Source organism: Curtobacterium flaccumfaciens (assembly GCF_004361695.1).
In the GTDB taxonomy this organism is placed as follows: domain Bacteria; phylum Actinomycetota; class Actinomycetes; order Actinomycetales; family Microbacteriaceae; genus Curtobacterium; species Curtobacterium flaccumfaciens_B.
This window is the reverse complement of record NZ_SNVW01000001.1, coordinates 567,267-581,894: the sequence shown is the minus strand read 5'-3', so window position 1 is coordinate 581,894 and position 14,628 is coordinate 567,267. Positions and strand designations below refer to the sequence as shown.

Genomic DNA, 14,628 nt, shown 5'->3' with positions numbered 1-14,628 from the left:
CGTCTGTGCGAGACACGTTATATCGCGACCTGGACGTGCGCAAGGGGTTCAGGCGACCTCCGAGGCGGGGACGGGGCGCGCCTCCAGGGCGGCGGACTCGACGACCGCACCGGGCGTCCGCTCCGGGCTCCACGGGAACCGCCGGAAGAGGGGCATGAGCGGCTGCACCATCGGGCCGATCGCGAACGCTGCGACCACGGTGCCGGCGCCGACGTCGCCGCCGAGGAACCAGCCGACGATGACGACCGAGACCTCGATGACGGTCCGTGCCACCCAGACCGGCCAACCGAGCCGCTCGTGCAGCCCGACCATCAGTCCGTCGCGGGCACCGGCGCCGAACCCGGCCCCGATGTAGAACGCGGTCGCGACCGCCAGCAGCAGCAGGCCGGCGGCGAACAGCAGGATCCGGCCGACCAGGTCCGACGGCGTCGGCACGAGCCAGAGCACCAGGTCCGCCGAGGGCCCGATGGCCAGCGCGTTCAGCAGTGTGCCGATGCCGGGCTTCTGCCGGAGCGGGATCCAGAACAGCAGGATCACGCCGCTCGACACCACGGTGATGACGCCGAACGACCATGGCACGACGTTCTCGAGCCCCTCGGTGAGGACGGTCCACGACGAGACGCCGACGACCGCTCGGACCTGCAGTGCCGTCGAGGCGCCGTAGAGGAACAGTCCGACGAAGAGCTGCACGAAGCGGAGGGTGAGGGCGGTGGAGCGGGGCATGGCTCGATGGTCGTCGCGATTGGACTGCACGTCGAGGGCCAATTCGGCTACCGTGGTCTCGTGCCCCCGGTCCTCCTCAGTGCCCGCTCCGCCGCGCTCCTCCTCACCGACTGGCGCGCCGCGACCGACGCCCCCGCCTACGAGGCGCTGTCCGACGCCGTCCGCGTCCTCGTGATCGACGGACGCATCCCGCAGGGTGTGCGCCTCCCCGCCGAACGGGGCCTCGCCGCCGCGCTCGGCGTCTCGCGCACGACCGTCGCCAACGCGTACGCCCGCCTGCGGGAGGACGGCTTCCTGGTGTCCCTGCGCGGCTCCGGCAGCGTGGTCCGCCTGCCCGTCGGACTCATCGGCCGGCCCGACCCGGAACGACTCGGCGGTGTCGTCGAGGACGACGTCCTCGACCTGCGGAAGGCCGCCCTGCACGCGGCACCCGGCCTGGCCGAAGCGGTCGACCGCGCCGTGCGGCACGTGCCCGCGGCGCTCGCCGGGATCGGGTACGACACGGTCGGCGACCCCGGGCTGCGGGCCGCGATCGCCGACCGGTACACCGAGCGGGGGCTGCCGACGGACCCCTCGCAGGTCGTCGTCACCATCGGCGCGCAGCACGCCATCGCCCTGCTCGCCCGCGTGCTCGTGCGCCGCGGGGACGCCGTGCTCGTCGAGTCGCCCACCTACCCGCACGCGCACGAGGCCTTCCGCGAGGTCGGCGGACGCCTCGTCGGGGTGCCGGTCGACGCGCGGACCGGGTGGGACGCTGCGGCCCTCGAGACCACGCTGCGCCGGACCGCACCGGCGGTCGCGTACGTCATGCCGGAGCTGCACAACCCGACCGGCGCGACGATGTCCCCCTCGACGCGGGAGACGCTGCTGTCCGTCGCGGCGTCCGTCGGCACGACCGTGATCGCGGATGAGACGATGGGGGAGCTGCGGATCGACGGGGTGCCGTCGGTGCCGCTGGCCGCTGCGGTCGGTGCCGGTGCTGGTGCGACCGTCGTCATGATCGGATCGGCGGACAAGGTCTTCTGGGGTGGCCTGCGGATCGGCTGGATCCGCGCCGAACCGGAACTCCTGCAGCGCCTGCTGCTCGCCCGCCCGACGGGCGACCTCGGCACGCCCGTCCTCGACCAGCTGGTCGCGCGGGAGCTCGTCCCACGCACGGCGGCCGTCCTGGAGGCGCGGCGCGAGTCCCTGCGACAGGGTCGCGACGAGGTGGTGGGCGCGTTGCGCGCGCGACTGCCGGAGTGGGACGTCCCGTCGCCGGCGGGCGGGTTGACGACGTGGGTGGGACTCGGGCGCCCGGTGTCGAGCGCACTCGTGCTCGCCGCCCGGGCCGAGGGTGTGGTGCTCGCGTCCGGCGGGGTGTTCGGGCCGGACGGCGGGTTCGAGCGGTTCCTCCGGGTGCCGTTCACGATGCCGCCGGCGGACCGTGTGCGGCTGGTCGACGTGCTCGAGCGGTCGTGGGCGCGGATCGGTGGGGACGGCGCCGGCGTCCGGGGATCGCTCGCCGCTGTGGTCTGACGGGCTGTGTTCTGACGGGCGGTGGTCCGCGGGGCGGTGGTCTGCGGGGGTGTCTGCTTCTCGCCCGTCATCCTCGGGGGTGATGCCGGGCACGCCATCTCGCTCCGTGGGGTGATGTGCGCTGGCCGGTCGTGACGGGATCCTGGGGACCATGACCGCTTCGTCCGTCCGCCCCGCCGCCGCTGCCGCTCCGGCCGCCGCTCCGGCCGCTGCTCCCGCCCACGCGGTGCCCGCCGCCGCCCGGGTGTCGATGGCGCTGACCGGAGCCCTGCTCGCCGGCGTGCTGACCTCGTTCGGGCAGGCCGTCCCCGGGCTGTCGTCGGTCGCGAACTCGGCCGGGCCGTGGTTCGTCGTCGCCGCGGCCCTCTGCCTGCTCGCCGGGGTCCGGACCGGACGGGTCGCCCTGCCGCTCGCGATGGCGCTCGGCGTGGTCCTCCTCGAGCTCATGCACGTCGGCTACTGGGCGGCCTCGAACCTCCGCGGGTTCCCGGACTTCCTGTCGATCACGAACTTCTGGGTGCTGATGGGGATCCCCGCCGGGATGCTCGCCGGTGCCGTCGCCGTGTCCCTCCGCTCCCGCGACGTCCGGTGGCGGGGTGCCGCGCTCGGGGCGACGGCCGCGGTGCTCGTCGGCGAGGGTGTGCGTGCGCTGCTCCAGGTGGCCGACACCACCGGGCCGGTGACCTGGGTGGTCGAGATCGTGGTCGGTGTCGCGGTGCTCGCCGTGGCTGTCCTGACGGCGCGGTCCTCGGTCGGCCGGGTCGTGGCGCTCGGCACCGGCGTGCTCGGGACCGTCGGGGTGCTGGCGGTGTACCTGGCACTCGGCGGCTGAGCGGTCCGCGCGCCCGTCGGTCGAGCCGCTGCCGTTCTCCACGGATCCGCGTGAACGCGTCCGCAGAGGGGTCCGCCCTGCAAGGATCGGAGTGTGCACCTCCTCTCGGTCTTCAGCCTCCGCAACCGGGCCCTCATCGCGCTCGTCACGATCGTCGTCGCGGTCTTCGGCGGCATCGCGCTGACGAGCCTCAAGCAGGAGCTCATCCCGAGCGTCCAGTTCCCGCAGGTCGCGATCGTGAGCGCCTACCCCGGCGCCACGCCCGAGGTGGTGTCGAACGACGTCTCGACGAAGATCGAGCAGGGCATCCAGGCGGTGCCCGACCTGAAGTCGACGACCGCGACGTCGTCGACCGGGCAGAGCGTGGTGTCCGCCGAGTTCGCCTACGGGTCGAACCTGGCGAGTGCCGAGGACAAGATCCAGACGGTCGTCAACGCGCTCTCGCTGCCCGACTCCGTGCAGACGCAGATCGTCACCGGGTCGTTCGACGACCTGCCGGTCATCCAGCTCGCCGTCTCGGCGAAGGGCGACCAGGAACAGCTCGTCGACCGGTTGAACGCGACGGCGATCCCCGACCTCGAGAAGCTCGACGGCGTGCGCGAGGCGGACGTCTACGGCAACCCCGGCCGCCGCGTCGTGATCACCCCCGACGAGACCGAACTGGCCGCCCGGGGGCTCGGGCAGACCGCGATCTCGGACGCCCTCGACGACAACGGCACGCTCATCCCCGGCGGGACGATCACCCAGGACGGCTCGACCCTGTCGGTGCAGACCGGCGCACGGATCGCCTCCCTCGACGACATCGAGGCGCTGCCGCTCACCGGCGGGACGAGCGCGACGACGATCGGCGACGTGGCGAAGGTCGCGATCGAGGAGTCCCCGCGCACCTCGATCAGCCGCGTCGACGGCGAGCAGGCCCTCACGATCGCGATCACCAAGACGCAGGAGGCGAACACGGTCGACGTCTCGACGACCGTGCGGGACGCCCTGCCCGGCATCGAGAAGAAGATCACCGGCAACCCGCAGTTCACCGTCGTGTTCGACCAGGCGCCGTACATCCAGCAGTCGATCGACTCCCTGGCGGAAGAGGGGCTGCTCGGCCTCGGCTTCGCCGTCATCGTGATCCTGCTGTTCCTGCTGTCGGTCCGCTCCACGATCGTCACCGCCATCTCGATCCCGACGTCGGTGCTGCTCGCCGCGATCGGCATGCGGGCGGCGGACTACACGCTCAACATCATCACCCTCGCCGGACTCACCATCGCGATCGGCCGAGTGGTCGACGACTCCATCGTCGTCATCGAGAACATCAAGCGGCACCTGCAACCGGGTGTCGACCGACGGCAGGCGGTGCTCGACGGCGTGCGCGAGGTCGCCGGCGCCGTCACCGCCTCGACGCTCACCACCGTGGTCGTCTTCCTGCCGGTGGCGTTCGTCGCCGAGCTCGTCGGGGAGCTCTTCCGACCGTTCGCCCTCACCGTCACGATGGCCCTGGTCGCGTCGCTCGTCGTCGCCCTGACGATCGTGCCGGTGCTGGCGTACTGGTTCCTCCGGCCGCCGAAGGCGCACAAGCACGCGGGCACGGCGTCGCAACCCGCCGCCGCGACCCCGTCGGCCACCACGGGAGCGCTCTCGTCCGCCGCCGACCTGCACGACGCCGCCGCGCCGGACCGGCTCCGTCGGGGGTACCAGCCGGTGCTGCGCTGGGTGCTCCGCACGCCGTGGACGGTGCTGATCCTGGCGTTCGTGGTCCTCGGCGGCACGGCGGCGGCGCTGCCGTTCGTCAAGACGAACTACCTCGGCGACTCCGGCCAGAACACCTTCACCGTGACGCAGGACCTCGCACCCGGATCGAGCCTCGACGTCCAGTCGGACGAGGCCCGCAAGGTCGAGCAGCAGCTCCGGGCGGTCGACGGCGTCGACACCGTCCAGACGACCATCGGCACGAGCGGCCAGTCGATCCAGGCGGCCTTCGGCGGCGGGGCGACGGCGTCCATCCAGTACGCGGTGACGACCGACTCCGACGCCGACCAGGAGCGCATCCAGTCCGACACCCGGAAGCGGCTGAACGGCCTCGACGGGGCCGGCGAGATCACGGTGTCCTCGGCCGGCGGCGGGTTCGGCGGCAGCAGCGACATCGAGGTCGACGTCACCGCGCCGACCCAGGCGCAGCTCCGGACGGCGGCGGACCAGGTGCTCCGCGAGATGCGGAAGGTCGACGACACGACGGGCGCCACGAGCAACCTGTCCTCGGCGGAGCCGTACCTGGCCGTCCGGGTCGACCGGGTGAAGGCCGCCGCACTCGGGCTCACCGAGACGCAGGTGGGTGGGCTCGTCGCCGCGGCCGTCTCCCCGCAGGACACCGGCACCGTCGAGATCGACGACGCCTCCCTCGACGTGTACATCGCCAACCCGGATCCGCCCACGACGACGGCGGCCCTGCGCGCCCTGTCCGTGCCGACCTCGACCGGACCCGTGCCGCTGTCCGACGTCGCGACGATCGAGCGGTCCGAGGGGCCGACCACGGTGACGACCTCCGACGCCGTGCGCACCGCGACGATCACCGTCACGCCGGACGCCACGAACCTCGGTGCCGCCGTGCAGTCCGTCACCACGGCGGTCGACGGACTCGACCTGCCGCGCGGCGCCTCGGCCTCGATCGGCGGCGTCGCGTCGAGCCAGTCGTCCGCGTTCAGCCAGCTGCTGCTCGCGGCGCTCGTCGCGATCCTCATCGTCTACGTGGTGATGGTCGCCACGTTCCGCAGCCTGCTCCAGCCGCTGCTGCTGCTCGTCTCGGTGCCGTTCGCCGCGACCGGCGCGATCCTGCTGCAGATCGCGTCGGGGATCCCGATCGGGGTGGCGTCCCTCATCGGTGTGCTCATGCTCGTCGGCATCGTGGTGACGAACGCCATCGTGCTCATCGACCTCGTCAACCAGTACCGCAGGCGGGGGCTCCGCGTCCGCGAGGCCCTGGTCGAGGGAGCCACCCGGCGTCTCCGGCCGATCCTCATGACGGCGCTCGCGACGATCTTCGCGCTCGTGCCGATGGCGGTCGGGCTCACCGGGCAGGGTGGGTTCATCTCGCAGCCGCTCGCCCTCGTGGTGATCGGCGGCCTGGTGTCGTCGACGCTGCTCACGCTCGTGGTGCTGCCGGCGCTGTACTCGGTGGTCGAGGGCTGGCGCGAGCGTCGGGCGGATCGTCGGGCTGCGGCGGCCGAGCCGACGGCGACCGAGCCGGCGCCGACTGAGCCGGTCGTGGGGACGGAGGAGGGCTCGGCCTAGCGGCGGTACTCGGCGTCGACGGCCGCGATCGGGTCGACGGACGCGGCCCGGACGGGAGCGACGGGTCGAGGGGCGCCGTCCTCGCGTTCGACCGCGCGGAACCACGAGACGACGACGCACGTGAGCGTTAGCAGGAACAGGACGCCGGCGATCTGCGACACCACGGCCAGCTGACCGGTGGCGGCCGTGTACCCGCCGAAGGCGACGGTGGCGGTGAACGACAGCCCGAGCGAGAGCTCGGCGAACGTCTGCAGCGGGGAGTGCCGCTCCCACCGGGTGGTGGTGGGGCGCGCAGGACGGGTCGAGGTGTCGGTCACCCCGGAAGTCTCGTCGCGCGGAGTCCCGCGCGGCAGTCCCGACTCCGGGTGCCACCCGCCCGGGGCACGCCCGCCGCCCGCCACGCCGAGTCTCGCCTTGGCCGCCCGCCCGGCGTCAGCCGAGCCGGCGCTGCAGGAACGTCACGACCCGCTTGCTCATCGCCTCGTCGAGCTGCGCGATCGAGTGCGCCGTCCCCTCGACCGCGACGAACGTGACCGGCACGTCGTGCTCGCGGAGGGTCTTCGCGAACTCCTGCGACTCCCACAGCGGGATGAACTCGTCCGTCGAGTGCCCGATGAAGAACGGCGCCGTGTCGTCGGTGACGTGGTACTCCGGCGACGCCCGGGTCGCGGCCGGGCAGTCCGCGTAGGTCCGGCACCCCAGGTACAGCAGTTGCCGCCGCTGGAACGCCGCCGAGACCCCGTCGGCGCGGGTCGAACGGGTGGTCAGGTTGGTCGGCCCGCTCAGGTCGACGACGGCCCGGATGCGGTTGCCCTCGGCGTACGCGGTGGAGTCGTGGTCGGTGACGGCGAGCATCGCCGCGAGGTTCCCGCCGGCACTGCCGCCGAACACCCCGACGCGCGTGCTGTCCACGTCGTACGTCGACAGCGTCGTCGGGCGGAACACCCAGTCGAGCGCCCGCCGGACGTCGTCGAGCCCGGCCGGGAACGGGTCGGTCGGGGCGAGCCGGTAGTCCACGTTGAACGTCACGAACCCCTGCGATGCGAGGTACTTGCACACGGACCGGTAGGCCGCGGTGTCCTTGTCGCCGTGGGACCAGCTGCCGCCGTGGATCATCAGGACGGCGGGACGGGAGCCGCTCGCCTCGCGGATGGCCTCGGCGCGGCCGGCCACCCCGCCGGCACCGTCGGCCTCGGCCTCGGCCGCAGCGGACGCCGATGTGGTCGGCGCCGCAGCAGCACCGGCCGCGCCACCCGCACCACCACCACCACCGGGACGGTCGCCGCCGGCCCGCGCTGATTCCGACCCGGCTGAAGCCGCCGCCGCAGAAGCCGTGGCCGCGGACGAAGCCGCCGCCGTGGCACTCGGCGTCGCCGTGGTGCCGGGCGCGCTGTCCGCCGGCAGGCACACGTCGAGCCGCTGCAGTGCGTCCGCGCCGTACGGCACGTCCGCGACGACGTCGATGCCGTGGTACCGCAGCGAGAGGGGGTAGATGACGGACCCACCGGTCACGGTGCGGTTCTCGTCGCCGACCGGATCCGAGCTGCACGAAGCCACCACGCCGAGCGCCACGACCGCAGCGACGAGCGCGAGCAACGTGCGACGGCCTGACCTCATCACGACAACGGTAACCCGGCCCTCACACCACCGGCGTCCACCCAACGGAGGAACTGCCGGACGAACCGGACCCGACCCCCGGCCAGTCCGCACCGACCCCCGGGCGCTCCGCCACCGACCCCGGACGACCCGCCATCCGGACGCCGCGCCGCCCGCGGTGCCAGGATGAGAGGCGACACCGCTGGAGGACCCGTGAGCCGTCGCAAGGCCTGGAACGCCGACCCCGAACCCCTGCTCCGCGTCGAGGAGGGCTTCCGCCTCGACAGCGTCGACCCGGACGGCACCCCGGGTTTCCCGGGCCGGAAGATCGACGGGCTCGAGGCGCTCGCCGCCGGGGCCTCCCGGCTTTCCGCCCTGCAGGAGCGACTCTGGGCAGCGTCCACTGCGGGCGACCAGCGGCGGGTGCTCCTCGTGCTCCAGGCGATGGACACCGCGGGCAAGGGCGGCATCGTCTCGCACGTGGTCGGTGCCGTGGACCCGAACGGCGTGCACTACGCCGGCTTCAAGGCGCCGACCGCCGAGGAGCGCGAGCACGACTTCCTCTGGCGGGTCGAACGGCAGCTGCCGGACGCCGGTCAGCTCGGTGTCTTCGACCGCTCCCACTACGAGGACGTGCTGATCCAGAAGGTCCGCTCGTTCGCCCCGCCGGAGGAGATCGAGCGACGCTACGGCGCGATCGTCGACTTCGAGGACCGTCTCGCCGCGTCGGGGACCAGCATCGTCAAGGTGATGCTCCACATCTCGAAGGACGAGCAGCGCGAGCGGCTCGGCGAGCGACTGGACCGCCCCGACAAGCACTGGAAGTTCAACCCCGCCGACATCGACGAACGGCTGCTGTGGGACGACTACCAGCAGGCGTACCAGACGGTCTTCGACCGGACGTCGACCGCTCGGGCGCCCTGGTACGTGGTGCCGGCGAACCGCAAGTGGTACGCCCGGCTGGCGGTCCAGCAGCTCCTCCTCCGCGCCCTCGAGGACATGCAGCTCTCGTGGCCCGCAGCGGACTTCGACGTGGCCGAGCAGCGGCAGCGGCTCGCCGAGTCCTGACCACGGTGACCGGCCTGGAGGCACGGATCACCCCAGCCCCGCGTCCCGCGCCGGTCGCGGGGCTGGCCAGCGTGCACCGGATCACGTAGACTCACTCGGTCGGCCTTCGACGCCGTGACATTGTGATCACGGGCTTTTCGTTTGGGTGTGTGTTGCTCGAGGGCTGGAATCACGTCGATCCGCGACGGGATGAACCCCCTCCGCAAGCAGCCCCCGCCGATGTCGCTGTCGGGCGCTGCGGTACGTCTGCACCCCGAGAAAGTAGCCATGGCCCCGTACAACAAGGGCGGCGCGGACAACCGTGCCTCCGACCGTGTCCGTCACCCGAACGGCACCCCCGCCGCGCGCAGCAGCAAGCACCGCGGCTTCCGCGCCGCCGAGCCGTCGCAGCCGCGCCAGAAGCAGCGCTGGGACGCCGAAGAGCGCCGCGGCCGTTCGGCGCAGGGCGAGCGTCCCGCGCGTCCGAACTGGGAGCCCCGTGACGCCGGCGCCCGTCGTCCGGAGCGTGACGACCGCGGTGGTCGTCGGTTCGACCGTGATGACCGTGCGCCCCGCCGCTTCGACCGTGACGACCGTGCCCCGCGTCGTGACAGCGACGACCGCGCCCCGCGTCGCTTCGATCGTGACGACCGTGCGCCCCGTCGCTTCGACCGTGACGACCGTGCCCCGCGTCGCTTCGACCGTGACGACCGTGCCCCGCGTCGTGACAGCGACGACCGCGCCCCGCGTCGGTTCGACCGCGACGACCGTGCGCCCCGCCGCTTCGACCGCGACGACCGTGCCCCGCGTCGTGACAGCGACGACCGCGCTCCGCGCCGCTTCGACCGTGACGACCGCGCCCCGCGCCGGTTCGACCGCGACGACCGCGCACCCCGTCGTGACAGCGACGACCGCGCCCCGCGCCGCTTCGACCGTGACGACCGTGCGCCCCGTCGCTTCGACCGTGACGACCGCGCACCCCGCCGCGACGACGCCGAGCGCAAGCCGTTCGTCCCCGCCGACGACGTCAAGCTCGAGAAGCTCCAGGCCGAGGCCACGATCGCGGCCGACGTCGAGGGCGTGACCTTCGGCGACCTCGGCATCGGCGGCAACATCTCGCGTGCCCTCGGCGAGCTCGGTGCGTCCAGCCCGTTCCCGATCCAGGCGGCGACGATCCCCGACGTGCTCGCCGGCAAGGACGTCCTCGGCCGCGGCCGCACGGGCTCCGGCAAGACCATCGCGTTCGGCGCCCCGCTCGTCGAGAAGCTCATGGAGAACGGCGGCGGCACGAAGCGCAAGATGGGCCGCGCCCCGCGTGCGCTCATCCTCGCCCCGACGCGTGAGCTCGCCCTGCAGATCGACCGCACGGTGCAGCCGATCGCCCGCTCGGTGGGCCTCTTCACGACGCAGATCTACGGCGGCGTCCCGTACGGCCGCCAGGTGGGCGCCCTCGAGCGTGGCGTCGACATCATCGTCGGCACGCCGGGTCGTGTGCAGGACCTCATGAACAAGGGGACGCTCGACCTGAGCGAGGTCGTCATCTCCGTACTCGACGAGGCCGACCACATGTGCGACCTCGGGTTCCTCGAGCCGGTGCAGGAGATCCTCTCCGCCACCGCCGAGGTCACCCCGGAGGGCAACCGCGCGCAGAAGCTCCTGTTCAGCGCGACCCTCGACGCCCAGGTGGCGTCGCTCGTCGAGCAGTTCCTGCACGAGCCGTCGGTCCACGAGGTCGCCGGTGAGGACCAGGCCTCGTCGACGATCGACCACCGCGTGCTCGTGGTCGAGCAGCGCCAGAAGGACCAGCTCCTCGAGGAACTCGTGTCCGGCGACGGCAAGACCATCGTGTTCGCCCGCACCCGTGCCTACGCCGAGCGCCTCGCCGACCAGTTCGAGGACGCCGGCATCCGCGCGACCTCGCTCCACGGTGACCTCAACCAGTCGCGCCGCACGCGCAACCTGCAGCTGCTCACCAGCGGCCGGGTGAACGTGCTCGTCGCGACGGACGTCGCCGCCCGCGGCATCCACGTGGACGACGTGTCGCTCGTCGTGCAGGCGGACGCACCGGACGACTACAAGGCGTACATGCACCGGTCCGGCCGGACCGGTCGTGCCGGCAAGGAGGGCACGGTCGTGACGATCGTCCCGCGCAGCCGTCGCCGCAAGATCGAGGGCATCCTCGAGCACGCGGAGATCGAGGCGGACCTCGTCGACGCCGCTCCCGGTGACGGGATCGTCGCGGAGCTCGCCGCGCGGTAGTCGCGACCAGCAGCAGGACAGGAGGCCCGTGGCGGGATCGCCACGGGCCTCCCGTCTGCCCGGACCGCGTCAGCGGTTGAAGAAGAGCAGTCCGCGCACGTACCCGGCCTGGCCGGCGTGCTGCGTGCAGTCGTCGAGGATGCTGACGAGCCGGGCGCCGGCGGTGACGGGCGGGTCCCAGGCGTCGTCGACGACGGGGTCGAAGTCCTCCGGGGCGAGCGTGCCGACGTAGGCCACGGTGCGCGCGTGCACCGCCTGCAGGTAGCCGAGCAGCAGGTCGGCGGAGGCGCGGACGCGTCCGACGTCGTCGCGGGACATGCCGTACCCGAGCGCCTCGGCGGGGAACGGCAGGCCGAACCGCTCCACCCAGCCGTCGGCCGTCCACACCTGTTCGGAGCCGGCGAGATCGGCGATCTGCGCGTCCTGCCCCCGGGCGATGTGCCATGCGAGCCAGGCGAGCGTGTTCGCGCCCGTCGCCGGGCGCGACGCCAACTGGTCTTCGGACAGCCCCTCGACGGCACGTGCGACCGTCGACGGCACCCGGGAGAACGCTTCGATGAGGAGTTCGGAAGGGGTCATGCCGGCCACGCTACGCGGCGGCCCCGACACGGTCCGTCACACGCGGTGGGGCCGGTCAGGCGGTCAGGCCGCCGAGCGTGGTCGCGTCGTGGACGGCGCGGGAGTGCCGGTCGAGGGCGGTGCCGAGCCGGTCGAAGGCGTCGGCGAACCGGGCCCGGTCGTCCGGGGCGACGACCTCGCGGAAGGCCGCGGTGTAGACGGCGCCGATGCCGCGCGCGACCTCGGCGCCGGACGGCGTGAGGTGGATGAGGATGCTGCGACGGTCCTCGGGGTTCGGACGGCGCTCGATGTGGGCGCGCTTCTCGAGCCGGTCGATGAGCGACGTCATCGCGCCGGTCGACAGCTCGAGGTACTCGCCGGCCTGCTTCGGGGTGACGCCCTGGCCGTCCGCCGCGGCGAGGAAGAACACGAACCGGGCGTCGGTCGCGTTGAGGCCCCGGGTGGAGCTCTCGTGGTGGAGCACACGGGCGTGCTGCATCTGGAGCACGCGGAAGGCGGTCATCAGCTTCGCGACGTCGGTGTCCGGTGTCGTCTCGGGAACGCTGACGGTGGGGGATGCGGGGGCCGGGGGGAGCTCCTGGCCGCGCAGGAACGCGGAGGCCTCCTGGGGGAGTGCGGGGGCGGTGTCCGTCATCGGGCGGCTCTTCTCGGATGGGTGATCGCTCGCGCGATCGGCGGGGCGACACGGTATGTCGCCGTGCTGCTCATTGAACAAGTATCTCACCGATTGAACTACCCCCAGCAGTGGGGGCATTCCTCCACTTGTGAGCAGCACGGCAGCAAAGTAGCTTGATCGTCGTAGCAATCACCACGGCGACGAAGCGCGGCCAACCACCGCGGACCCGGCGCCACCTCGGATCAGGAGCCCCGCCATGTCTCGTGTCACCCCTCGCGCCGCCCGTCTCGCCGCCTGGATCGCCATCCCCGCCGCCCTCGTGGCCTCGGGGGTCGTCGTCTCCACCGCGTCCTACTCGGCCTTCTCGGCCACGACGGTCAACCCGACCAGCAACTGGACCGCCGGCAGCGTCGCACTCACCGACGACGACAACAACACCGCGCTGTTCAACGCGACCGGCCTCAAGCCGGGCTCGACCGGCGCGAACTGCATCACGGTCACCTCGACCGGGTCGCTGCCCTCCACCGTGAAGCTGTACGGCACCAACGCCTCGGCCACGAAGGCGCTCGACGCGAACATCACCCTGACGGTCGAGCAGGGCACCGGCGGCGGCTTCGGCTCCTGCACCGGCTTCACCCCGGCCGCCACGAGCGGCACCCTCTACAGCGGCCTGCTCAGCAACTTCACCGCGTCGAACTTCGCCACCGGTCTCGGCACGTGGGCCCCGACCGGCACCGCGTCGGAGTCGCGCGTCTACCGCTTCACCTACACGGTCTCGAGCACCGCACCGAACACCGTGCAGGGCGGCACCGCGGCCCTCGGCCTCACCTGGGAGGCCCAGAACAGCTGAGCGGGACCGACGGGAGCGTGATCGAACGCTCCCGTCCTCTGCACCCGGCGACGACCGGGACCGCACCCGACGCGGGCCCGTCCGTCACCCCTTCCAGAACGCGCTCCCGGTCGAAGGCAGTCATGACGAGCATCACAGTGCACGGTGGTCCCACACCGCACGACGTGGTCCGTGACGCCGTCGACTGGGGGCGCGTCGTCGTCGCCACCCTCGCCCGCGGCGTCGTCGCCACGCTGCTCGGGCTCGCGCTCTGGGCCGCCGCCCCCGCGGTGATCGGCTGGCAGCCGACGACGGTGATGACCGGCTCGATGGAGCCCCGACTGACCCCCGGCGACGTCGTGGTCTCCCGCCCGGTGACGGCCGGCGACGTCCGGATGGGCAAGATCCTGCTGGCCGACGACCCGGACCAGCCCGGGCACCTCCGGATGCACCGCTACGTCGAGGACGGCCCCGGAGGCACCCTCGTCACCAAGGGCGACGCGAACCCGCAGCAGGACTCCACCCCGCTCGAGCCCTCCGCGGTGCACGGCGTCGCGTTCCTGCGGGTGCCGTTCGTCGGGACGCCGATCGTGTGGATCCGCACGGGCCAGTGGGTGCCGGTCGGCATGCTGGCGCTCGCGCTGGTCGCGGTCCTCGCGCTCTGCACGATCGACGGGTCGCTCCGGCGCTTCGCCGTGTCGGACGACGATCCCGCCGGTTCCGCCGGTTCCGCGGGTGACGGTGGTGACGCCGGTGACGGTGGGGCTGACGGTGCTGACGACGGCCTGGAGGCGCGGGACGGCGCCGCCACGCGCCTCCAGTCCGCCCCCGCGCACGTCCAGAGCCGTCGCACCCTGCGTCGACAGGCTCGCCGTGCGCGTCGGCTGCGCCGACTCGGTGGCGCCGCACTGGTCCTCGTCGTCGTCGCCGGCGGCGCCGGCGTGCTGCTGCCGGCCCAGGCCGTCGCAGCCCCCTGGTCGAAGACCACCACGACCACCACCGCGTTCGGCGCGGGGACGGCGACGCCGGCCACCGCGCTGACCTGCACGGCGAACGGCGACGGATCCGTGAACATCGGCTTCACCTACGGCGGGCCGACGGCCGCGTCCTTCTCGGTGCTCAACACGAACGCCGGAACCATCGCCGCGACCGGTGCAGCAGGCAGCACCGCGCCGATCCGCGTCACGGGCCAGAGCATCCTGACACTCGGCGCCGTCGTGACCGTGAAGATCCGGACGAACTGGGCCGGGTCCTGGTACGTCGACAGCACCGCGACCGCCCGGATCCAGACGGCACTCGTCGGGACCAACCTCAGCTGCGCGACCTGACCCGACCGGTTCTCCACAGGGT

General features: G+C 72.8%; 12 protein-coding genes. 7 read left to right on the top strand and 5 right to left on the bottom strand.

What is annotated here, in order from left to right:
* Positions 1-48: 48 nt before the first annotated feature.
* Positions 49-723: a YczE/YyaS/YitT family protein gene (locus EDF64_RS02655; RefSeq protein ID WP_208108809.1), complete on the bottom strand. Its 675-nt coding sequence runs from the start codon at positions 721-723 to the stop codon at positions 49-51.
* Positions 724-783: 60 nt separating this feature from the next.
* Between EDF64_RS02655 and EDF64_RS02650 the strand changes: the two genes are divergently transcribed.
* From EDF64_RS02650 to EDF64_RS02640, 3 genes are all read left to right on the top strand, one after another.
* Positions 784-2,241, top strand: coding sequence for a PLP-dependent aminotransferase family protein (locus EDF64_RS02650; protein ID WP_243736216.1), 1,458 nt, complete (start codon positions 784-786; stop codon positions 2,239-2,241).
* A gap of 151 nt (positions 2,242-2,392) precedes the next feature.
* On the top strand, positions 2,393-3,073 hold the full coding sequence (locus EDF64_RS02645) for a DUF6518 family protein (protein ID WP_133518514.1): 681 nt from the start codon (positions 2,393-2,395) through the stop codon (positions 3,071-3,073).
* Between the two features lie 93 nt (positions 3,074-3,166).
* The gene (locus EDF64_RS02640) at positions 3,167-6,352 is read left to right on the top strand and encodes an efflux RND transporter permease subunit (protein WP_133518513.1); all 3,186 of its coding nucleotides are present in this window, start codon (positions 3,167-3,169) and stop codon (positions 6,350-6,352) included.
* On the opposite strand, the gene EDF64_RS02635 is transcribed toward EDF64_RS02640, so the two are convergent.
* On the bottom strand, positions 6,349-6,669 hold the full coding sequence (locus EDF64_RS02635; protein ID WP_133518512.1) for a hypothetical protein: 321 nt from the start codon (positions 6,667-6,669) through the stop codon (positions 6,349-6,351). The genes EDF64_RS02640 and EDF64_RS02635 overlap by 4 nt on opposite strands.
* Before the next feature lie 115 nt (positions 6,670-6,784).
* A complete protein-coding gene (locus EDF64_RS02630; protein WP_133518511.1) occupies positions 6,785-7,969 on the bottom strand; it encodes an alpha/beta hydrolase in 1,185 nt (394 codons plus the stop codon).
* Positions 7,970-8,134: 165 nt separating this feature from the next.
* Here EDF64_RS02630 and EDF64_RS02625 point away from each other — a divergent pair, with 165 nt between their 5' ends.
* On the top strand, positions 8,135-9,016 hold the full coding sequence (locus tag EDF64_RS02625) for a PPK2 family polyphosphate kinase (protein ID WP_133518510.1): 882 nt from the start codon (positions 8,135-8,137) through the stop codon (positions 9,014-9,016).
* Positions 9,017-9,283: 267 nt separating this feature from the next.
* Entirely contained in the window at positions 9,284-11,254 is a 1,971-nt protein-coding gene (locus EDF64_RS02620) for a DEAD/DEAH box helicase (RefSeq protein WP_133518509.1), read from the top strand.
* A 69-nt stretch (positions 11,255-11,323) separates the two neighbouring features.
* On the opposite strand, the gene EDF64_RS02615 is transcribed toward EDF64_RS02620, so the two are convergent.
* Both EDF64_RS02615 and EDF64_RS02610 read right to left on the bottom strand, forming a co-directional pair.
* Complete coding sequence (locus tag EDF64_RS02615; protein WP_133518508.1) at positions 11,324-11,833, bottom strand: mycothiol transferase; 510 nt, start codon at positions 11,831-11,833, stop codon at positions 11,324-11,326.
* A gap of 55 nt (positions 11,834-11,888) precedes the next feature.
* A complete protein-coding gene (locus EDF64_RS02610) occupies positions 11,889-12,467 on the bottom strand; it encodes a MarR family winged helix-turn-helix transcriptional regulator (protein ID WP_166645570.1) in 579 nt (192 codons plus the stop codon).
* 238 nt (positions 12,468-12,705) lie between these two features.
* Between EDF64_RS02610 and EDF64_RS02605 the strand changes: the two genes are divergently transcribed.
* Together EDF64_RS02605 and EDF64_RS02600 are read left to right on the top strand one after the other, a co-directional pair.
* The gene (locus tag EDF64_RS02605) at positions 12,706-13,299 is read left to right on the top strand and encodes a hypothetical protein (protein WP_133518506.1); all 594 of its coding nucleotides are present in this window, start codon (positions 12,706-12,708) and stop codon (positions 13,297-13,299) included.
* Positions 13,300-13,421: 122 nt separating this feature from the next.
* Positions 13,422-14,606: a S24/S26 family peptidase gene (locus EDF64_RS02600; RefSeq protein WP_133518505.1), complete on the top strand. Its 1,185-nt coding sequence runs from the start codon at positions 13,422-13,424 to the stop codon at positions 14,604-14,606.
* The last annotated feature ends 22 nt before the right edge of the window (positions 14,607-14,628 follow it).